The organism is Enterobacter sp. JBIWA005 (genome assembly GCF_019968805.1).
Lineage (GTDB): Bacteria > Pseudomonadota > Gammaproteobacteria > Enterobacterales > Enterobacteriaceae > Enterobacter > Enterobacter vonholyi.
The window spans coordinates 3,153,748-3,174,744 of the sequence record NZ_CP074159.1; the positions used below are offsets into that span (position 1 = coordinate 3,153,748).

General features: G+C 55.2%; 24 protein-coding genes and 1 pseudogene. 15 read left to right on the plus strand and 10 right to left on the minus strand.

Annotated features, from left to right (window positions below):
- Positions 1-157 precede the first annotated feature (157 nt).
- From KGP22_RS14935 to KGP22_RS14995, 13 genes are all read left to right on the plus strand, one after another.
- Positions 158-709 carry a hypothetical protein gene (locus tag KGP22_RS14935; RefSeq protein ID WP_223579887.1) on the plus strand — a complete coding sequence of 184 codons (552 nt, stop codon included), beginning with the start codon at positions 158-160 and terminating at the stop codon, positions 707-709.
- Positions 710-714: 5 nt separating this feature from the next.
- A complete protein-coding gene (locus KGP22_RS14940) occupies positions 715-1,230 on the plus strand; it encodes a hypothetical protein (RefSeq protein WP_223579890.1) in 516 nt (171 codons plus the stop codon).
- 33 nt (positions 1,231-1,263) lie between these two features.
- Positions 1,264-1,554 (plus strand): hypothetical protein, encoded by a 291-nt coding sequence (locus tag KGP22_RS14945; RefSeq protein WP_223579894.1) that lies wholly within the window; start codon positions 1,264-1,266, stop codon positions 1,552-1,554.
- A 5-nt stretch (positions 1,555-1,559) separates the two neighbouring features.
- Positions 1,560-1,871 carry a hypothetical protein gene (locus KGP22_RS14950; RefSeq protein WP_223579897.1) on the plus strand — a complete coding sequence of 104 codons (312 nt, stop codon included), beginning with the start codon at positions 1,560-1,562 and terminating at the stop codon, positions 1,869-1,871.
- Positions 1,872-2,080: 209 nt separating this feature from the next.
- A complete protein-coding gene (locus tag KGP22_RS14955; protein ID WP_223579900.1) occupies positions 2,081-2,899 on the plus strand; it encodes a DUF932 domain-containing protein in 819 nt (272 codons plus the stop codon).
- Positions 2,899-3,153: a hypothetical protein gene (locus tag KGP22_RS14960; RefSeq protein WP_223579903.1), complete on the plus strand. Its 255-nt coding sequence runs from the start codon at positions 2,899-2,901 to the stop codon at positions 3,151-3,153. Before KGP22_RS14955 ends, KGP22_RS14960 begins: the two co-directional genes overlap by 1 nt.
- 16 nt (positions 3,154-3,169) lie before the next feature.
- Positions 3,170-3,643 (plus strand): antirestriction protein, encoded by a 474-nt coding sequence (locus KGP22_RS14965; RefSeq protein ID WP_223579906.1) that lies wholly within the window; start codon positions 3,170-3,172, stop codon positions 3,641-3,643.
- A 10-nt stretch (positions 3,644-3,653) separates the two neighbouring features.
- The gene (radC, locus tag KGP22_RS14970) at positions 3,654-4,133 is read left to right on the plus strand and encodes a DNA repair protein RadC (protein ID WP_223579910.1); all 480 of its coding nucleotides are present in this window, start codon (positions 3,654-3,656) and stop codon (positions 4,131-4,133) included.
- A gap of 11 nt (positions 4,134-4,144) precedes the next feature.
- Complete coding sequence (locus KGP22_RS14975; protein WP_048961313.1) at positions 4,145-4,366, plus strand: DUF987 domain-containing protein; 222 nt, start codon at positions 4,145-4,147, stop codon at positions 4,364-4,366.
- A gap of 23 nt (positions 4,367-4,389) precedes the next feature.
- Entirely contained in the window at positions 4,390-4,749 is a 360-nt protein-coding gene (locus KGP22_RS14980; RefSeq protein WP_282443075.1) for a type IV toxin-antitoxin system YeeU family antitoxin, read from the plus strand.
- 51 nt (positions 4,750-4,800) lie between these two features.
- Positions 4,801-5,178 carry a TA system toxin CbtA family protein gene (locus KGP22_RS14985; RefSeq protein ID WP_223579914.1) on the plus strand — a complete coding sequence of 126 codons (378 nt, stop codon included), beginning with the start codon at positions 4,801-4,803 and terminating at the stop codon, positions 5,176-5,178.
- Entirely contained in the window at positions 5,175-5,666 is a 492-nt protein-coding gene (locus KGP22_RS14990) for a DUF5983 family protein (RefSeq protein ID WP_223579917.1), read from the plus strand. The genes KGP22_RS14985 and KGP22_RS14990 overlap by 4 nt, the downstream gene beginning before the upstream one ends.
- A 23-nt stretch (positions 5,667-5,689) precedes the next feature.
- Positions 5,690-5,893 carry a hypothetical protein gene (locus KGP22_RS14995; protein ID WP_223579920.1) on the plus strand — a complete coding sequence of 68 codons (204 nt, stop codon included), beginning with the start codon at positions 5,690-5,692 and terminating at the stop codon, positions 5,891-5,893.
- Between the two features lie 146 nt (positions 5,894-6,039).
- On the opposite strand, the gene KGP22_RS15000 is transcribed toward KGP22_RS14995, so the two are convergent.
- A complete protein-coding gene (locus KGP22_RS15000) occupies positions 6,040-7,002 on the minus strand; it encodes a glycosyltransferase (protein ID WP_223579923.1) in 963 nt (320 codons plus the stop codon).
- A gap of 462 nt (positions 7,003-7,464) precedes the next feature.
- Between KGP22_RS15000 and KGP22_RS15005 the strand changes: the two genes are divergently transcribed.
- The gene (locus KGP22_RS15005; protein ID WP_223579926.1) at positions 7,465-8,298 is read left to right on the plus strand and encodes a DUF4942 domain-containing protein; all 834 of its coding nucleotides are present in this window, start codon (positions 7,465-7,467) and stop codon (positions 8,296-8,298) included.
- Positions 8,299-8,566: 268 nt separating this feature from the next.
- Here KGP22_RS15005 and pbpG read toward each other — a convergent pair whose 3' ends face one another.
- Both pbpG and KGP22_RS15015 read right to left on the minus strand, forming a co-directional pair.
- Positions 8,567-9,490, minus strand: coding sequence for a D-alanyl-D-alanine endopeptidase (pbpG, locus tag KGP22_RS15010; protein WP_111965977.1), 924 nt, complete (start codon positions 9,488-9,490; stop codon positions 8,567-8,569).
- A 167-nt stretch (positions 9,491-9,657) separates the two neighbouring features.
- Entirely contained in the window at positions 9,658-10,245 is a 588-nt protein-coding gene (locus tag KGP22_RS15015; protein ID WP_149366485.1) for a Yip1 family protein, read from the minus strand.
- A gap of 157 nt (positions 10,246-10,402) precedes the next feature.
- On the opposite strand from KGP22_RS15015, the gene KGP22_RS15020 reads away from it, so the two are divergent.
- On the plus strand, positions 10,403-10,975 hold the full coding sequence (locus KGP22_RS15020) for a DedA family protein (protein WP_133294805.1): 573 nt from the start codon (positions 10,403-10,405) through the stop codon (positions 10,973-10,975).
- Between the two features lie 479 nt (positions 10,976-11,454).
- Here the strand turns inward: KGP22_RS15020 and KGP22_RS15025 are convergent, their stop codons facing one another.
- The 7 genes and pseudogenes from KGP22_RS15025 to dusC form a co-directional block, all read right to left on the minus strand.
- Complete coding sequence (locus KGP22_RS15025) at positions 11,455-12,219, minus strand: SDR family oxidoreductase (protein WP_223579929.1); 765 nt, start codon at positions 12,217-12,219, stop codon at positions 11,455-11,457.
- A gap of 50 nt (positions 12,220-12,269) precedes the next feature.
- Positions 12,270-13,688, minus strand: coding sequence for a multidrug resistance outer membrane protein MdtQ (gene mdtQ / locus KGP22_RS15030; protein WP_223579932.1), 1,419 nt, complete (start codon positions 13,686-13,688; stop codon positions 12,270-12,272).
- Between the two features lie 327 nt (positions 13,689-14,015).
- Complete coding sequence (ascB, locus tag KGP22_RS15035) at positions 14,016-15,410, minus strand: 6-phospho-beta-glucosidase (RefSeq protein WP_223579935.1); 1,395 nt, start codon at positions 15,408-15,410, stop codon at positions 14,016-14,018.
- 12 nt (positions 15,411-15,422) lie between these two features.
- Positions 15,423-17,382: pseudogene (gene bglF, locus KGP22_RS15040) on the minus strand (PTS beta-glucoside transporter subunit IIABC); the annotation flags it as partial.
- A gap of 29 nt (positions 17,383-17,411) precedes the next feature.
- Complete coding sequence (bglG, locus tag KGP22_RS15045; protein ID WP_223579939.1) at positions 17,412-18,245, minus strand: transcriptional antiterminator BglG; 834 nt, start codon at positions 18,243-18,245, stop codon at positions 17,412-17,414.
- 166 nt (positions 18,246-18,411) lie between these two features.
- The gene (locus tag KGP22_RS15050) at positions 18,412-19,758 is read right to left on the minus strand and encodes a carbohydrate porin (protein WP_223579942.1); all 1,347 of its coding nucleotides are present in this window, start codon (positions 19,756-19,758) and stop codon (positions 18,412-18,414) included.
- Positions 19,759-20,059: 301 nt separating this feature from the next.
- Positions 20,060-20,992, minus strand: a complete 933-nt coding sequence (gene dusC / locus KGP22_RS15055; protein ID WP_133294811.1) for a tRNA dihydrouridine(16) synthase DusC — start codon at positions 20,990-20,992, stop codon at positions 20,060-20,062.
- Between the last annotated feature and the right edge of the window lie 5 nt (positions 20,993-20,997).

The window sequence follows — 20,997 nt, forward strand, 5'->3', positions numbered from 1 at the left end:
AATTATCCCGCTCTCTGATTAGCCAGTACGATCTGCGCTGAATATGAAAATACCCTCTGCCATTAACTCTCTTTAATCTACTGTTTATAAAGGAATATTTTATGCATCAATTTTCCCCCGGGCTTCCCGGCATCTGTAACAACCGGGAGACGCAGCAATGAAATCATATCTATTTCTACGCCAGGACCTGTGCGCCTGGTGCCTGGCCGTTGTGCTCCCCGCAATCTGGGTGGTGCTGTACCTGAACTTTCCTCTGGTCATTGCCATTTTCATTTATCTTGTCGTCGCGCTGGTCTGGGTACTGCTGGACCGGACAAACCTGATGAAGCAGGGCATCACGCCACCTTCCTGGCTGTGGTTTCCCCTGTATTTTGTTTACCTTCGTCAGCGTGACCAGATTCAGGGCAAATCGTGGAAATTTCTGCTGGTCTGGCTGTTGTGCTCAGTGCTGTCAGCCGTGGCGGTAAATCAGTTTAAGAAAGCCTCAGGAGTGGAAAATCTGGCACAGGGTGCCTGCGCTACGGTGACGAAAATCCTGCGTGATGAGGGCTATGACGAGCGCTGTATTCGTGTGGCGGATATGCAGGAAGAAGTGAAAGGTCGTTTCTGGCGGGCGCAGGCGTTGCTGAACACGGGTGTTAAGGAGCCTGTGACCATTGAGCGCAGGGGCCGGGAGATCTATGTCGTGTTACCGGAAGCAGGAGAGTGAAGAAAATGAAAACCGTAAAAACCATTACCCGGCATCTGCTGATAAGTGCAGTCGTGTTATTCACCGCCACATCAGTTTTGCATGCCGCGACGACGGACGCGCTCCGTCAGGCACATGGCCCGCGCTGTGCGAAACCGGTGTTTTACGCGCAGACCATGAACCATAAAAAAGAGGTGGAGATTTGCATTGTCACGCCGTCAGTCTCGTATTCATTCGGGAAAACAGGTGCGAAAAACAAAGAGATGAATATCACTGTTCCGACTGCCAGTACCAGTTATGCGTACTCGAACAATCAGGTCATCAGCATTCAGAACTTCACCGTCAGAAACGGGGACACCAGTTACCAGGTCTCGGCCGGTTCGGATGATTCCGGAGAGCCATTCGCTTCCCTGTATGTCTACAAGGGCATTCCGGAGACCGGGAAACTACTGGCAGAAATCAGGCTCGACCCGGCCACGGTGGAGAACAACATCAGCCATACGCTGGCGGATGAAGGCATTCCGGAAGCAGACAGCCTCTGATACCTCCGGCCTCACAGATAAGGATATAACGTAATGACAAACCGACAAACGACCCGCGCAGCATCACGCGGGCTTTTACTGCTCTGTACGCTGCTGTCTGCCGTTGCTCTCAGTGGCTGTGGTGACAAGGATGAACGCGAGTTTATTCGCGGCTGCAAATTCGGTGGCGGTACCACCGCCATCTGCGGGTGTATTTATGACGACCTGAAGACAAAATACACCCATGGCGAACTGAAGAAAATGAACAGGCAGTACGGTTATGTGCCACCCGGCTTCATGGACAATTTTCTTAAAGCTGCTCAGCAGTGCAAAAGCAAGGACTGAAGACTATGGCGCTCGTTATTAAATATTTTGTAATTGCTTTCGTTATTGCGCTTGTGGTCGTTCTGTTTAACGTGTTCAGTAATACCGGTGCGATACGTGATTTCTGGCAGGGCGCGGGATACCTGTTCTGGATGACCCTGGGACCGGGAGCAGGAATGACCATTGGCGCTTTTCTGCGTCAGTGGCTGATGCCTGACCGTATTTACACCACCGGTGGTGCAACAGGACTGCTGAAAGCCCGTCTGTTCTGGCTTGCAGGTCCCCAGTGTATCGGCTGGCTTGCGGGTCTGCTGACTGTGGGACAGCAACTGTCATAATCGCGGTACTTAACTTACTCTACACAATCATATCTGCAGAGGCTGTCCCTTTCGGGGATGGCCTTTTTGCTTTTATGTCCGCACGCAGAGCAGATGAAAAGCTGCATTAAAACCTGCGGCGATTTTTTCCCGCTTTCAATTACTGAAGATCACGCCGCCTCCCGGAGCGTGGTCTTCTTCATTTATACCGTTTCAACAGGAGCTTTCCCATGCGACTAGCGAGCCGCTTTGGCCGGATTAACCAGATACGCCGTGACCGTCCCTTAACCCGTGAAGAATTAATGCAGATGGTCCCCAGCATCTTCGGGGAAGACAAGCATGCTTCACGTTCTGACCGTTATGCTTACATCCCCACCATCACCCTGCTCGATAACCTGCAGCGCGAAGGTTTTCAGCCGTTCTTCGCCTGCCAGACCCGAGTGCGCGACCAGAGCAAGCGCGAGCACACCAAACACATGTTGCGCCTGCGCCGCGAAGGCCAGATTACCGGCAAACAGGTACCGGAAATCATTCTGCTTAACAGCCATGACGGCTCCAGCTCATACCAGATGTTGCCGGGGCTATTTCGTGCAGTCTGCCAGAACGGGCTGATTTGTGGTGAGAGTTTTGGCGAGGTGCGCGTGCCGCACAAGGGCAATGTGGTGGAGAAAGTCATTGAAGGGGCTTACGAAGTACTGGGGATATTTGACCGGGTGGAAGAGAAGCGCGATGCCATGCAGTCGCTGTTACTCCCGCCTCCGGCACAACAGGCTTTTGCCAGAGCGGCACTGACATACCGCTTTGGTGAAGATCACCAGCCGGTGACGGCATCCCAGATATTAACGCCCCGCCGGCATGAAGACCGTCAGGACGACCTGTGGTCAGTTTTCAACCGTTGCCAGGAGAACCTGCTGAAAGGGGGTCTGCCAGGACGTACTGCCAAAGGCAAACGCAGCCACACCCGCGCGGTTAATGGCATAGACGGCGACGTTAAGCTCAACCGGGCACTCTGGGTGATGGCGGAACAGATGCAGCAGGCTCTGAGCTGATGCGGTATGTTCCTGCGGACGCCCGCCAGGCCGGAATATATCCGGTATCTCTGGCGAACCAGCTAGGCTGCCGCGCCATCTCTGACGACGACCTCTGCGCCTGGTGCTCTCACCTTCTTTATCGTCCCGGTGAACTCAGCCTGTGCAGCTTAAGCCTCCCGGAGGGGCACTGGCCATCACGCTGTGATGAGGATGGCTATGCGCAGTCCTGTCCGTCACTCCGGCTGAATCGACATCCCCAACCCGATAAATAAACAAGGAAAAACTAACATGACCAACACGATTAACCTTAACGATACACTCCCGTTACCACCGCAACCTGCCAGTTCTTCGCCAGCGCTGACCGCCACCCGCGTACAGGACGAGCAGCGCATCAGCTTCTGGCCGCAGCATTTTGGCAACATACCGCAGTGGATAATGCTTGAGCCGACTGTCTTCGCATGGATGGACCGCTTCTGCACGGACTACCACGGCGGCATCTGGAATTTTTACACCCTCAGCAACGGCGGCGCGCTTATGACCCCGGAAACGGAGAGCGATGAACTCTGGTCGCTGTTCAATCCCCTGAACGGCAACGGCGGTGAGCTCAGCGGCGAAGCTGCCGGGATAGCCGTCTGCCTGATGACTTACAGCCACCACGCCATGCGCACCGAATGCGATGCCATGACGGAGCACTACTACCTCCTGCGGGACTACGCGCTGAACCACGCGGAGTGTAACGCCATTATGCACATCATTGACTGAGGTCAAAATTATGGAACAACAACTCCCGCTGTTTGCCTGTGAACTTACCCCCACAGAACAGCAGACGGTCAGGACGGCGCTGACCCTGCTGGAGCGACAGTTACGTGAACCCGGGGCGTCATTCACCTCCAGCCATGCCGTCCGTGACTGGCTGCGCCTGCAGCTTGCCACACTGGAGCGCGAAGAATTTACCGCGCTATTTCTCGATAACCAGCACCGGCTTATTGCGCACGACACGTTGTTCACCGGCACCATCAACCATACGCAGGTACATCCAAGAGAAGTGGTGAAGGCTGCGCTGAAACATAACGCTGCCGCCATTCTCGTGGCGCACAGCCACCCGTCTGGTCTCGCTGAACCCAGCGACGCAGACAGACGGATCACCGAACGCCTGAAACAGGCGCTGGACCTGGTTGATATCCGCCTGCTAGACCATCTGGTGGTCGGCGGCATGGATATTGTCTCTTTTGCCGAACGCGGCTGGCTGTAAGGAGAATAGCGATGAAAATCATCAGCAAACGTCAGGCGATGGCGATATACCGTCAGCATCCGCAATCTCGATTGTTTCGCTTCTGTAGCGGAAAGTACAAATGGAGCGGCAGCGTCTGCCACTATGCAGGCCGGGAGGTACAGGATATCAGCGGCGTGCTCGCGGTCTTCGCGGAGCGCCGCCAGGACCGCAACGGCCCGTATGTCGTATTGCGCAGCGTTACCCTGAATTAACTTAACTTTAAGGAGAACCCACTTTGTCGAATCAAACACCGGCAGCACCCCATGATATCAGCGAACCCTGGTGGGGTCTGCGACGCAGCGTGACCCCGTGCCTGGGCGCACGGCTGGTGCAGGAGGGCAATCGCCTGCATTACCTGGCAGACCGCGCCAGTATTACCGGGACGTTCAGCGACGCTGACTTACGCCATCTGGACCAGGCATTTCCACTGCTGTTGAAGCAACTGGAACTGATGCTCACCAGCGGTGAACTCAATTCCCGCAATCAGCACTGTGTCACGCTCTACGCAAAAGGACTGACATGCGACGCCGACTCCCTCGGTTCGCACGGGTACATCTATATCGCGATTTATCCAACCCCAGCGACAACCACGTAAACCTTCTTACTACCTATCCTCGTTTTTAGCCATCAACAAAGAGATCCCGCTATGCAAACCCAATTACTATCCCCAACGTGGGAGGCACCGACACACCCGTCTCCCGTGGAGGTCTGGCAACGGCTTCTGAGCCACTTGCTGGATCGTCACTACGGTCTGACGCTCAACGACACGCCATTCGGCATCGATGGTGTGATCCAGGAGCATATCGACGCCGGTATCTCACTGTGCGACGCGGTGAATTTTATTGTGGAGAAATACGACCTGGTGCGCACCGATCGTCGTGGTTTCAGTGCGGAAACTCAGTCGCCGCTTCTCACCCGTATCGATATTCTCCGGGCCAGAAAAGCCACCTGCCTGATGCAACGTACCGGTTATAAAGCGGTGACTTGTGCCATCAGTGGACGCTCTTCCGGGGGGCAGCAATGAAACTGTCCCTCAAAGTGGAAGCCGATACTATTAACGTTCTGGCCCTGAATGCGGGGCGGATCGCTGTGGATATTGACGGTATTGAACTGGCCGACCTGATCAATGTGGTCTGTGACAACGGTTATTCGCTTCGCGTTGCTGACGAGCCCGGAAAACTGGTAGTGGAGGATCCGCTCCCCGTCAGCGCCCGCTACAACGGCATTCGATGCAGTACCGCACATATTACCCGCGAGGATAACGATCTATTGCACCAGTTATCACGACAGGTACTGGACTTTGATGACTCTGAATGGGTCGGCTACACGGGATCGGGCTATCTCATTCGCCTGGATGCGTGGACTTTTCCGATACTGCAACTGAAACGGCGCGGACTGTCGAAAGCGGGTCGCCGGTTGATTGTCACCCTTATGCGCCGCTACCTGCTGGGGATCATTCACCTCGATGCCTTTGGCGAAGTGCTGCCGGGCTTTGACACCTTCGACTGGTAATCCAATCACTATAAGGAAAGCTCATGCAGGAATTAACCACTGAAACCGCACTACAGATCATGATCGGCTGGCTGCATGACAACATCGATTGTGGCAGCGAGATTGTCTTCGACAACGATGAAGACAGGACGGATTCTGCAGCGCTGTTGCCGTGGATTGAAAAGGCACTTCAGGAGGTTCGCGATCTCCGTCATCTGCAGCTTTTGCAACGGTCCAGAATTGATTAGCCACCGAACCGTACTCGTCACCCCGTATAAGCGCCAGCCTTCACCGGCTGGCCTTAGCATTGTCTCTGTGACAGCATCACCTGGTGCCCGGTATGGCAATTGGGTGGTGTCGTCTGCTGCGGCGAAGGCTCCGCGAGTTCCACGGGTTAATCCTGCGCCTTCGGCACGGGAAACATTTTACGAACCAGCTTAAGTAGGAAAACGACATCGCTCAGGCTGCTTACGCCGGGCAGTAGCTGGCGAAAGTCTATCCGTGTGCAAAAGCTGACACGCAGCGCTTGCTGGTTACTGACTTTGCGACGGTACAGTCCGAGAAAATGGCGGCACTCCACCAGGGCATGTCTGACCAGGGCTCGTCGGGTAGCGCGGTGCTGCTGTTGCGCACTGAGCGCGAGAATGTCAGCAATCACGTCAATATAACTGGCAGCACGAATATCGTAATAATCCTGACGGTGGGTAATTGACGCGGGGTTGCTGATATAGGTGTAGTCCTGGCGGTCGGCAAAATAAAACCGACCGTTTCCGGCAGCGAGGTGGATGGTCCAGAGAATGTCTTTGTGGCTTTTGCCTTCCTGGAACCGCAGGCCATGCTCGCGGATATACGCCGAACGGGTGAGCTGCAGCCACAGATAATGCGGCCATTCGTGCTGTTTCACGCAGTGGCGTATCCACTCCTGACCGGTGAGCGACTGACCATAAGGCTGTTTGCGGTGTACGGGCGAGCGCTGTAGACCGGTACTGTCGGCACGCCAGCCATTGAACACGGCGACATCAGCCCGAGCTTCACGGGCAGCCTGTAGACGTTTGTGCAGAAATCCGTCGGTTACCTGGTCATCCGCATCCAGAAATACCACCCATTCACCGCCGTGAACCGCCAGCGCGGCGTTACGTGCGGCATATACCCCCTGATTTTCCTGATGAATAAGCATCAAACGCTCATCGGTGAGGGCGCTGAGTATGGTCCATGTTGCGTCGGTGGAGCCGTCATCCACCACAATCACCTCCATGCGGAGAGTCTGCTCGCTAAGGAGCTTATGCACCAGGTGGCTGATGGTGACCTGCGCATTGAAGGCCGGGATAATGACGCTGACATCAATTTCAGGCTTCATACCGGCTACGCTTTCCCTTCGCTGTCATCTTTCTGACGCCTGACGGGGAGAATGTGTTTTTCCCTGATTTCCTGCTCGGTATCAAATAAGCACTCGTCGCAGAATTCTTTATCGAGTCCGAAAATCTGGTCCAGAACATACCTTTTTCGGTTACAGCGTGCACATCTTTTCATCACATCATCCGCTACGTTATTTCACTGCCGTGTTCTCAGGACAAAAGCCGGTCGCCCCTCGTCAAGACAGGAAATTCATTGATAAACAATTAATTAATTTCTTTTTCGGGATTCTGGCACAGGGACTGCACGGATGGATAATTCATTTTGCAGATCAATTTTCGAAAATCGATCGGTTACATCGATCGATGGTTTCGCTCCCTGTTTTACCCGCAATCCCGCTAACCCACTGACGCACAACCCCAGGCCCGCATTCGTTGCGGGCCTTTTCTGTTTATGGAGATTTAAAATGCAAACTGAACCCGATGTATTAACCGGCCACACCGACGTGATTTGCTCCACCAGCATTGAACGCATCGTCACCGGACGTAATACCGCGCTGGTGCAGATTGAAACGCTGATACAACAACTTGACGATATCTCTGCCCTGACAAGTAGTGTCGGCGGAGGTAAATCGAATGAATGGGGAGTACGGCAATACCGTTACGACTGCTGGTTGATGGAAAAACCAGAAACAGCGATAAAAGCCATCACCCGAAATATCGATCGCAGCATCTGGAAAGACCTGATGAATAAGTCGGGAATGCTGGCGCTCATGGACGCTCAGGCGCGTGACCAGTGGTACAACAGTCTGGAAAAGGATGATATTCCGGCTATCAGCGAAGAGAATATCCTGAGCACGTTTAAGCAATTGCACCATAGCAAAGGCGAGGTGTTTGAGCGAGGGGTGATTAATGTGTTTAAGGGGCTGAGCTGGGACTACAAGAGTAACAGCCCGTGTAAGTTTGGGAAAAAGATCATCGTGAACGGACTGGTGAAACACGACCGGTGGGGATTCGGGCTCAACTGGGGCTGGCAACGCGATCGGTTAGCAGATCTGGAGCGTATGCTGATGATTCTTGATGGGAAGCCCGTTCCCGACAACCGGGCCGACGTGACCCGTCGGTTAGGCGATCATATCCATGCTAATCGGCACAGCAACCGCTATGAAGATGAGATGTTTGTGATTACGTATTTTCAGAAGGGCACAGCGCACATCGTATTCAGACGAGCGGATCTTACTGAGAAGCTGAACGACATCATTGCCAGACACTATCCGGGCATACTGCCTTCTTCCGTATAAGTGTATCTCCTCAGCAATGATCTCCCGGGTGAGAACTGAGTTGCAGGGGTGTTCCAGTCTCTCTACCATCAGAGGTAACAGCTCAACCGGGGTCAACTATACTCCATGGTTAACAACTTCTATATGGGGGCCTTATTTGGGGCTATTAATTTAAAGGAATGGTAAAAATCAATTTAAATTCAAATAATTGAAATCATAACACCCCTCCCCCACAGGGAGAGGGAGAAAACATAAAAAACGGTAACATGCGTTACCGTTTTGCTTTTACCTAATCGTTCTGCGCCGTCGCCATCTGCTCGGCTTTCTGCTTTTTATACGTCAGTGCCGCGGCCGGTACAGGCTGCACTTTTCCGGTTTCAATCCAGGTACGCAGGCGGCTCGCGTCCGCGAAGTGGGTATATTTGCCGAAGGCATCCATCACCACCAGCGCCACTGGCTTACCGTTAAACACGGTGCGCATCACCAGACAGTGTCCTGCCGCGTTGGTAAAGCCGGTTTTCGTTAGCTGAATATTCCAGTTATCCCGGTAAACCAGATGGTTAGTATTGCGGAACGGCAGCGTATAGGCCGGGTTCGCAAAGGTCGCCATCTCTTCACGGGTGGTACTGAGCTGACCAATCAGCGGATACTGTTTGCTGGCAATCAGCAGTTTCGTCAGATCGCGCGCCGTGGAGACGTTGTTGATCGACAGCCCCGTCGGTTCAACGTAGTGCGTATTGTTCATCCCCAGCGCTTTGGCTTTTGCGTTCATCGCGCGGATAAAGGCGTCGTAGCCGCCCGGATAGTGGTGCGCCAGGCTCGCCGCCGCGCGGTTTTCAGACGACATTAGCGCCAGCAGCAGCATATTTTTACGGCTGATTTCACTGTTCAGCCGCACGCGAGAGTAGATCCCCTTCATCTCCGGCGTGTGGCTGATATCCACTTTCAGCTTTTCGTCCAGCGGCAGATGTGCATCAAGCACCACCATCGCGGTCATTAATTTGGTAATTGAGGCGATCGGGCGCACCAGGTCAGGATGGCTGGCATAGATCACCTTATTGGTGTTGAGATCGACAATCATCGCGCTGCCGGACGCAATTTGCGGTTGAGCAGCGGCGGCGCTCACCGCGGGCGTTTTGGCGACGGCCGGCACGGCAGCGGACGCGCCCAGCAGCAGCGCCAGGCTAAGTAAAGAGACTCGGAATTTCTGCATGGTGAGACTTCTGATAATTATTCACGCACGTCATGACGTACACCGCCTGTATCAACGGATAAACACAGGCTGGCTTCGGCATCATAGCGGTCACCGGGCGTTGTCGCCAGCGGATAATCGTGAACAGATGCTGCATTGCTGGCATTTACGCCAGCAATGCAGTGAACTCAGAAGAGACGGTATCCGTAACCCCAAAGAATAACCGTCAGCGCCAGTAGCGCCTCCAGCACCAGCACCCCAATGGCGAGTGTTGAACTGGAAAAACTCAGGCCTTCTTCTTTATTGATATTCAGGAAGGTTGGAACCCCCAGATACAGCAGATACCCGGTGTAAAAGAGGGCAATGGTACCGATCAGCGCGCACAGCCAGACCAGTGGATAGAGCGCAACAATACCGCTTAAGAACAGCGGGGTCGCGACATATCCGGCAAAGACCATACAGTGCGCCAGCGATGGACGCTGCGGATAGTTACGCGCCATCCAGTGTATGACGCGCCCCATAACCGCCACACCCGCCAGCATCAGGCCATAAAAAACGATGGCCAGATAAAGCCCGGTAAACCAGGAAAGCTGAACTACGGTGCCGTCACCGAAGTTCCAGCCGATTTGTGTTGTTCCGATAAAGGTGCATATTACCGGCACCGCAGCCATCAGCAGCACATGGTGCGTGTAATGATGCGAGACCGTTTCGTTCTCACTTTTAATGACATGCATTTCACGATCGGGATGGGAGAAAAGTCCCCAGACATGGTTCATAGCGCCCCCTTGTTGTCGGCCCGTCAGCGATAACTTAAGTATAATGCAGGCTTTAGATTATTTTATGTACAGTGGGGAATTTCCGTTGATTTCCCCGCTGTTGATTCATGGGGTATATGATTAAACGAGGTACGCTGAGGGAGATAACATTTACGTAATGGATATTAACGCACTCATTGAACAATATGGATATGCCGCGCTGGTCATCGGCAGCGTAGCAGAAGGTGAAACCATCACGCTGTTAGGGGGCGTCGCCGCACATCAGGGATTACTGAAGTTCCCGCTGGTCGTTGCCGCGGTCGCGCTGGGTGGAATGATTGGCGATCAGCTGCTCTACTTTCTGGGGCTGCGCTTTGGGCCAACGCTGCTTAAACGCTTCGCAAAGCATCAAAAGAAAATCCGCCGCGCTCAGCGGCTCATTCAACGTCATCCATATCTGTTCGTCATTGGCACGCGCTTTATGTATGGCTTTCGCATTATCGGGCCGATACTGATTGGTGCCAGTCATCTGCCGCCAAAAATTTTTCTGCCGCTCAATATTGTGGGCGCGGTTGCCTGGGCGCTGATCTTTACGACGCTCGGTTACGCAGGGGGCGAAGTGATTGCGCCATGGCTGCATAATCTCGACCAGCACCTGAAGCACTGGGCGTGGTTGATTCTTGTGGTTGTGGCGGTGATTGGGGTTCGACTGTGGCTGAAGCACCGGGAAAAGACGCGGGATGAGGAGTGAGTGCGGCCTGATGCCCTCACCCTCATGGCTGAGGGTTCCCCACAAAATAATGCCTGCACGGACGACCCCCTCTCCCTTGAGGGAGAGGGTTGGGGTGAGGGGGAACATACGGCTGTGGAGGTCATTCCGTTCACTTTATGTTCCTTGCTACTCTGAAACGACATGACCGGTGAACGTGCCAGGGTGGCTCAATCGCCACCACCCTGGCGACCCGGGCTCCCGGCGGTAAATCGCCGCTTCGCGGTGCCCTCAGCTTATTCCTTCAGGCTATCGGGTCGGGCATGAGCCTGCATCCCTGCAGGCCACGCCCTCTCGGCGCATCCCTGCGCCTCGCCCCGGCCTTACGGAAACGCTTCGGCGATTTACAGCCGGACCAGGGCGTCGCTGTAAGCTATTAATTTTGCTGAAGCAACGTTCATCGCTTCAGGTAAAAAAATTACTGGGGATTCCTCAACCCTGTGGGAGAGGGAGAAAGGTTACTACCCCTCCGGCTTAAACTGCGGGTTCGCCAACATAAAGCCCCCGTCGACGATAAACGATTGCCCTGTAGTATAGCTGGCGTCGCTGTCGCAAAGCCACGCCACCAGGCTGGCAATCTCTTTAGTGTGGCCCGGCCTTGCCAGCGGTATTTCCGGCATTGAGCCTTCCTTCACTTCGCTGTCGTCCATGTCATTCATCGGCGTGGCAATGGCACCCGGCGCGACGGCATTCACCAGAATATTGTGCTTAACCAGCTCCATCGCCATGGATTTGGTTAACCCGCCGAGCGCATGTTTTGCCGCCGTGTAGGCGCTCGCCTCCGGCAGCGGCGTGTGCTCATGCACCGAGGTAATGTTCACAATTCGCCCCCCTTCCCCCTGCTTCACCATCTGCCGGGCGGCAATTTGTGAACAGAGAAACGCGCCGTCCACGTCGACGGTGAAAATATTCCGCCAGTCGTCAAACGGCATTTCAAGGAATGGCGCTTTGGTCATCGCACCCGCATTATTGACCAGCACGTCCAGCCGGCCAAAACGCGCAATCAGCGTTTCAATAGCCTCTGCGCCTTCCGGCAGTGTGCTTAAGTCAAGATGGATAGCCTCTGCGCGCTGCCCCTGCGCTTCAACTTCTCGGCAGGTTTCCAGCGCCCCTATTTCATCCGAATGCCAGGTGACGCCAATATCAAACCCGCGCTCTGCAAGCATCAGCGCCGTGGTTTTACCGATCCCGGAATCCGATGCGGTCACAATCGCTACTCTGGTCATACTCACCTCCTGAAAAACTGCAAAGAGGTAAGTATAGATAATGACCTTTTTTAGCCATGATGATAGCCACCGCCCAGCGCCGAGGTCAGCTGCAGCGTGGCGTCGACATACTGCCCCTTTAACAGTAATCCTTCGAGATGTTCTTTGAGGGCCGGTATTCTGGCTTCACTGACCCGAGAGCCCGCAACGATCCCCGCGCTGAAACGCGCCTGGGCAAGCGCCACAACGCGTGCCGCATCTTTTTCAACCTGCTGCTGGTGGCTGTTCTTCGCCGTCAGCGTTTCGACTTCACTGGCCGTGCGTGCCACCTGATTGACGGCTTCGACCACCGCTTTGTTGTAGTTCGCCACCGAGAGATTATTCTGCGCCTGAGCGATATCCAGGCTGGCGTTCAGCCTGCCGCTGTCGAAAATCGGCAGCGTCAGCCCGGCGGTCATGCCCATCTGCTGCGCGGAAGAGCGGAACAGATCGCTCAGGTGCAGGGCATCCTGCTGTAAGAATGCCATCAGGTTCACGTCAGGGTAGAAAGCCGCTCGGGCAGCCTCCACTTCGCTCATAGAGGCTTCGATATACCAGTGCGCCTCCTGAAGATCCGGACGACGTGCCAGCAGTTCATAGCCGAGCGTCGACGGTAACGAGGCTTCCACCGTCGGCAAGGCGTGCCGCGTCAGCGTCACGGAAGAGGCGTTCGTCAGCGCGACCAGGCGCGCCTCAACGGCTTTCATCTTCCCGTTTACTTCTGCCAGCTGCGCTTCGGTTTTGTTGGCGTTGATATCCGTTTCGACGCCCTCCACGGAGGAGGTGATGCCGTGTTGATACAGCTCGCGATCGGCACCGATAATATTGTCCTGCTCATGTTTGATCTGGGCGAGAACCTCCCCCAAGGCGGCCTGCGTTTGCCACTCCCAGTAGAGCCGCGCCACGCTGCTGGCCAGCAGCTGACGGGTCTGTTCCAGCTCCGCTTTTTGCGCATTCACTTTGCCAATCCGGGACTCGACCCGGGCGCGATTTTTTCCCCAAAGATCGAGATCCCAGCCTGCGGTCAGGCCAAAGGTGCCGTTGGTGTACCACGGCCCGGTGGTGCCTGCAGCCGGGTCGGTAAAAGCAAACGGCCCCATCAGCCCTTCGGCGGACATTTTCTGACGTTCCGCATCGGCCGAAAAATTAATCTGCGGACCGTCGGCTGCCATTACGGCTTTGGCCTGGGCTTCGGCAAGCGTAATGCGCTGACGGGCAATCTGCATATCAGGCGCATCGCTCAATGCTTTAGCAATAAGGCCGTTAAGTTCGGGATTGTTATACTCTTTCCACCACTCATTTTTCGGCCAGTCGGTATGACGGAGCTGCGTATTCACCGACGCCGCAGCGGTTTGCGTTTTAATGGGGGATACCGTGGCATGTTCAGGCGCACAGGCTGCCAGAATAAAAACGAAGGGAGCACTCAGAGAAAAAATAAGAGAACGTTTCATGACGCCATAAACTCAAAAAAATAAAGGCGCACGTTACGCTCAGTGTCGTTCATTTTTTTAGTAACGCGTGGCAATCCGCAAATTGTCATACATCTTAATACACGGAAATTTATTCCTAAAAATAATGATTAAATTTAATACATTCATGCCAACTATAAATACACTGCTACACTTATTCAGGACATACATGAGCGGGAGAAGGGAATGAAAATATTACTGTGGGTTATTTTGATTATATTTCTGATAGGTCTCTTAGTGGTTACCGGTGTATTCAAAATGATTTTCTGATTCATTTGCCCGGCGCATCGCCGGGCAACGTCCTCGATATCAGGCTTTCAGCGAAGCCCCTTTCGTAGCAATAACCTCTTTATACCAGTAGAAACTCTTTTTGCGGCTGCGCGCCAGCGTGCCTTTTCCGCTGTCATCCCGATCGACGTAAATAAAGCCGTAGCGCTTAGAGAGTTCAGCTTTAGACGCGCTCACCAGATCGATTGGCCCCCAACTGGTATATCCCATCACCTCAACGCCGTCGTCAATGGCCTCACGCACCTGTACCAGATGGTCGTTAAGGTAGCTGATGCGATAGTCATCCTGCACCACGCCGTCCGCATCCGGTTTATCCTTCGCCCCGAGGCCATTTTCCACGATAAACAACGGCTTCTGATAGCGATCCCAGAGCACGTTTAGCAGGGTACGCAGGCCGATGGGGTCAATCTGCCAGCCCCATTCGGAACTTGCCAGATGCGGGTTTGGCACCATGCTCAGGATGTTGCCGCGCGCCTGCTGGTTGAGAGCTTCATCCGCGGTAACGCAGCCCGTCATGTAGTAGCTGAAGGAGATAAAATCGACGGTCGATTTCAGCGCCTCGCGGTCGGCGTCCGTGACCTCAAGCTGAATACCGCTGTCGCGGAAGAAGCGCTGCATATACCCCGGGTAGGCGCCGCGGCACTGCACGTCGCCAAAGAACTGCCAGGTGCGGTTTTCCTGCAGCGTCTTCAGAACATCTTCCGGCTTGCAGGTCAGCGGATACATCAGGCCGCCCAGCAGCATGTTGCCAATTCTGGCATCAGGAACGATCTCGTGGCAGGCCTTCACCGCCAGCGCGCTGGCCACCAGCTGGTGGTGGATTGCCTGATACACTTCACCTTTGCTGCTGGTTTCCGGCAGGCCCACGCCGGTCATCGGCGCGTGGAGAGACATATTGATCTCGTTGAAGGTCAGCCAAAGCTTCACCTTCTCTTTGTAGCGCACGAACACGGTACGGGCATAGCGTTCAAAGAAGCCGATAGTCTGGCGACTGCCCCACCCGCCGTACTGCTTCACCAGCCCCCACGGCATTTCGTAATGCGACAGCGTCACCAGCGGGGTAATGTTGTGCGCAGCAAGCTCGTCAAACAGCCGGTCGTAAAACGCCAGCCCCGCCTCGTTAGGCTGCTGCTCATCGCCGTTCGGAAAAATGCGGGTCCAGGCAATGGAGACGCGCAGGCAGCTAAAGCCCATCTCAGCGAACAGTTTGATGTCTTCCGGATAGCGATGATAGAAGTCGATGGCAACATCCTTGATGCCGCTGTCACCCGCCACGCGCTCAACCACCGGGCCAAAGACACCGCGCGGCTGAACGTCTGAGGTGGACAGCCCTTTTCCCTCTTCCAGATACGCGCCCTCTACCTGATTCGCGGCAACCGCGCCGCCCCATAAAAAATCGTCCGGGAAAGTTTTCATCACGTTCTCCTGTTATTGATGGCTTACGCTGAGTAACGGCGCACCGGCACTGACGGACGTTGCCGCCACGGTCACCACGTCGCGATACTCATCGCTGTTACTGATAATAATCGGGGTCGCCAGGTCGTATCCGGCATAGATAATCGCCTGTCGGTCAAACTCCAGCAGCAGATCGCCGGGCTGCACCTTGTCACCGACCTTTACATGGGCGGTAAACGGCCTGCCGTCGAGCTTCACGGTGTCGATACCCACGTGGATCAACACTTCAATCCCGCTGTTGCTAAGCAGCCCAATTGCGTGTTTGGTCTGGAACAGCGAGGCCACCACGCCGGCAAACGGGGCAACCACTTTGTTATCGGAGGGAATAATCGCGGCACCGCTACCCAGCAGGCCGCTGGCAAAGGTGGTATCCGGCACCTGGTCGAGCGCAAGAACGGTACCGGTCATCGGTGCCAGCACATCGTTTTCGCCCGCGGTGACCACCCCTTCTGGCGCGGTGTTTCCTGGCATACCGGCGACCAGCGTCAGGCCGCAGCTCAACACCAGCGCCACCGCGGTGCCGATCACGCCTCCCCACAGCGTGGCGTTTACCCCACCAGGCGGAATCATCTGGGCGATGGTAAAGATATTGGCGAAGCCGAAGGAGTACACGTGAGTGTCGCTGAAGCCGACAATCGCCCCGCCGATAGCCCCCGCCACGCAGCCGAAAATAAACGGACGGCGCAGCGGCAGGTTTACGCCATACACTGCGGGTTCGGTGATACCGAAAATACCTGCCGTCACGGATGAACCGGCCAGCATTTTCTGACGCGCATCGCGGGTGCGCAGGAAAATACCCAGCGCCGCCCCCACCTGACCAAACACAGCGGGCAAGAGCATCGGCAGCATGGAGTCATGCCCCAGCACCGCCAGGTTGTTAATCATCAGCGGCACCAGCCCCCAGTGCAGGCCAAAAATAACGCAGACCTGCCATAGCGCGCCCATCGCTGCGCCCGCCAGCCACGGCGCCAGAACGTAAATACTCTGATAGCCGTTCGCCAGCAGCTGGCTCAGCCAGGTCGCCAGCGGCCCGATAACGAGGAAAGTCAGCGGCACGGTCACGCCCAGACAGATCAGCGGCGCGAAGAAGTTTTTCATCGAGGAAGGCAGCAGCCTGGTGCTTTGTTTTTCAAGCCAGCAGCTCACCCACGCGGCGAGAATAATCGGGATCACCGACGAGCTATAGTTGAACCAGGTGACAGGGATGCCCAAAAAGGCGTCCGACACCGCGCCCGGCTGCTGGCTGGCGTTAAACGCCGCAATCATTACCGGATGGGTGAGCGCCCCACCGATCACCATGGTAATAAACGGGTTGCCGCCGAATTTTTTCCCGGCGGTATAGCCCAGCACCATCGGGAAGAAGAAGAACAGCGCGTCGCTGGCGGCAAACCAGATTTTATACGTGCCGCTCCCGGTCGTGAGCCAGCCGCATACCACGGCCAGCGCCAGCAGCCCTTTCAGAATACCGGACGCGGCCAGAATGCCGATAAACGGGGTGAAGATCCCGGAGACGATGTCAATCAGGCGGCCCAGCAGGTTCCCCTTTTCGCCCTTCTCTTCCGCGACGGGCGCGTCGTCGGTAAGGCCTGCTTCATTGCGCACCGCCTGCCAGACGTCGTGAACGTGGTTGCCAATCACCACCTGAAACTGGCCGCCGCTTTCGACTACCATGATCACGCCCGGGTTTTTCTTGAGCCCTTCCGCATCGGCGCGTTGATTATCTTTAAGTTTGAAGCGAAGCCGGGTCGCACAGTGTACGAGACTGACGATGTTCTCTTTTCCGCCAACGTGGCCGAGAATATCCTTCGCTAAAGCCTGGTATTCCATCTCGATTTCCTTACATCCGATGCCTGCAGGCACCTGTTGACTGAGTACAAAAATAAAAAAACCCGAGAACGGCCTTCTGACGAAGGCCGCGCTCAGGTTTTGCCTGCGTAGTGCAGTAACAATCCTGTTTGAGGCTTAACGCCCCTCTTTTCTCACCCGCTCGATATGAATGGCGAGGAACATAATTTCTTCGGTCGTCAGCTCACGCTGATAGCTTTTGTTCAGGTGCTGGGCGATTTTCTCGGCGCATTTCCACGCTTTCGCGTAGTTGTCTTTTACTGCCGTATGCAGCGAGACATCGTCATCTTCCACCACGGTGCGGGTGAGCATCCGCTGGGCAAAAAACTTCAGGTGGGTGACAAAACGCTGATAGCTGAGCGACTCTTCGTCATACTCAAGCTGCGGCTGATACTTCACCAGCTGGAGGATCTCCTGCATCACCCGCGTCACGTGCATCACCTCCGGCATTTCGCTGTTCAGCTGCGCGGTGACCAGATGCAGCGCGATAAAACCGGCCTCATCCTCCTCCAGTTCGACGTTCAGGCGTCTGGCGATAATGGACCGCGCCTCCTGCCCTAACTCGAACTCCTTCGGATACAGCCGTTTAATATCCCACAGCAGCACGTTTTTGATGGCCAGCCCGTTCTTCTGCCGCTCAATAGCAAAGTAGCAGTGATCGGTGAGGGTGATATACAAGCTCTCCTGCAGCTTGCCCAGCCGCTGCGTCGCCAGCCCGATGATGCGATCGCAGGTGGTCATCACCTCCAGCGGAATTTGACTCAGCAGCTCCCCAAGCCGACGCACCAGTTCATCGCTTTGTAATGCAAACACCTTTTCAACCAACGCGGTATCCAGCGCTTCACCGACGCGCTTCTGAAAGGCCAGCCCACGGCCCATCACCACCTGTTCGCGCCCGCGCTCATCCTGAACAACCACCACGTTATTATTGAGTATCTTGGCGATTTTCATCGGAACCCCAGAAACAAAAAAACCTGACCTCCGGCAGATGCCAGAAAATCAGGTTTTGCCTGCCTAAGCAGTAACAATCCAGTTCTGGCACTCTATCAGTTTCATTCGTAGCCTCAATGCGTCACGCGTCAGAAACGTGACGCGGATCGAACTTGCTACGGTGATATCAGAAGGTCACCACCGTTTTCAGCTCGGTGACCCAGGCATCCTGGGTGCGGCTGACCCCGCCGGGATGATGCCAGTACTGAATGCCCGGCTGCAGCTCGAGCCATGACGCCGGACGAAAACGGTAGTAAAACTCGCCGTTCAGGGAATGGCCCGGCACCGGGTGATATGCCGGATTGTCATAATCGCTTACGCCGCTCAGGCTGTTCAGATAACGCTGGTTGCGGGCGTACTGGCTGCTCATATCAATCCAGGTTAAGCCAAAGCCAATCCAGTCTTCCGGACGGGCGTCAAACAGCCCGCGGTAGCGCAGCGAGGCGGCATAAACCTGATGCATGTAGTTAGTGCTCTGATCCGCAAGGCTCATGCTGAACGAGGTGCTCAACCCGCGATTTGGGTCACCCTGATGCTGCGTTAGCTGCTGGTTCAGACCGGCGTACATAAACCAGGTCCGGCTGTGGGTATCAAATCCGTTTGGATCCGTCGCGCCCGGCCCACCGGATTTGCCGCGATAGAGATCGGTTTGCGGCGCGTTGGTAAACACCACGCCCAGGTTGTACGCGCCCGGCAGACCGTTAATCAGCGGACGCGCTTCGATTTCAACCGGCAGTAGTACCCCTTTGCTGCCCTTCGTCGACCAGCTCCAGGCGTGGCTGCGACTGGCGGCCTGCGGATTCTGCTCCATCACGCCGCCTTTTAAGGTCAGCGTCGGCGTTAATTGATAGGCAAGCGTGGTGCCCCAGGTGTGCACGTTCCAGTTGTTCCAGGTCAGTGAGTTGGCGGACTTTCCACCGCACTGGGACAGCAGCTGGAAATCACAGGGGATAATTTGATCGAAGGTCTGCACCTTGTTCATCATCCCTATGCGCCAGGTCAGACGCCGGTCGTCAAAGCTGCGGGCAAACGTCAGCCAGCCCAGACGGGTAATGGATTGCCCGCCCCAGCTCTCCTGGGTCAAATCGTTAAAGTTGACGCGAGGATCCTGCACGCGTTTGGTGGTGAGATCGTCATTGTGGTTGCGGTTGACGATGTTTCCCTCGATACGCGCGTCCGGGATGCCGGTCCAGCGCTCCAGGTCCTGGTTGAAGGTCAGCGCGAACTGGTCAATATAGGCCACGTGGGAGTCGTGGTTATATCCGCCACCGCCGTTCCAGCCAATTTCATTCAGGTATCCGAGGTTATAGGTAAAACCGTTATCGTTAAGGATTTTACGTATGCCGAGCATTTCGCCCAGAACAGGCTCCGGCGGAGCTTCAAACCCTAATACCGTTCCGTTCCAGTCTTGCGCCATCGACAGCGGGGATATCGCCAATAAGGCGAACGCATAGAGTTTATTTTTATATGCCATAATAACAACCTGTGATTGAGTATTGAGTGCGTAACCGGCCGCAGGAAATTTTTCTATTTCCTGTCGATAATTCATTTTTTAAAATCAGTAAAAAGCGCTAAGCCAAATGTCTCTCCTGCGTAAACGACAGGCAAAAAAAAACCTAAGCGCTCCACAGCGAAAATGCTGTGAAACGCTTAGGTTTTGCCTGTTAACCAGTCACAATCCTGCGTTGAAAACAGTGGCACCTTAACACCGTCGCGCCACGTTGAAAACCTGAACTGTTTTCTGATTTAAAAAAGTGTGAGCAATTTAACGCTTATTATTTCGACTGAATTACCCGGGCAATATCAGCCGAAGTCTGTAATGTCCGAATCTCCTGAAATAACCCCAGCGCTTCATCGTACTCTTTGCGTAAATAACTCAGCCACTGTTTAATACGCGCGACGTGATACAAACCGGTATCGCCCTGTTTTTCCAGACGGCTGTATTTTTGCAGCAGCGTGACGACGTCTGCCCACGGCATTCGCGGCTCGTTATATTTCACCACCCGGCTGAGGTTAGGGACGTTCAGGGCGCCGCGACCGATCATTACCGCATCGCAGCCAGTGGCCTGCAGACAGGCCTGCGCGCTCTCGTAGTCCCAGATTTCGCCGTTAGCGATCACCGGAATAGAGAGGCGTTTGCGGATCTCGCCGATCGCATGCCAGTTTATGCGCTCGGCTTTGTAGCCGTCTTCTTTGGTGCGGCCATGCACCACCAGCTCGGTGGCTCCGGCCTGCTGCACCGCATCGGCGATTTCAAACTGCCGCGCGTCGCTGTCCCATCCCAGGCGCACCTTAACCGTCACCGGCAAATGCGCGGGCACTGCCTCACGCATGGCTTTCGCGCCGCGGTAAATCAGCTCAGGATCTTTCAACAAGGTCGCTCCGCCACCGCTGCCGTTAACCAGCTTCGACGGGCAGCCGCAGTTGAGATCCACACCGTAAGAGCCCAGCTCAACCGCGCGGGCGGCGTTTTCCGCCAGCCATTCGGGGTACTGGCCGAGCAGTTGAATACGCACCAGCGTGCCGGAAGATGTCCGGCTCTGGTTGTGCAGCTCGGGGCATAGACGGTAGAAGGATTTTACCGGCAACAGCATATCGACCACGCGCAGAAATTCCGTCACGCAGAGATCGTAGTCGTTCACCTCGGTCAGAAGCTCGCGCACGAGGGAGTCGAGCACGCCTTCCATTGGGGCCAGTAAAACACGCATAGCAG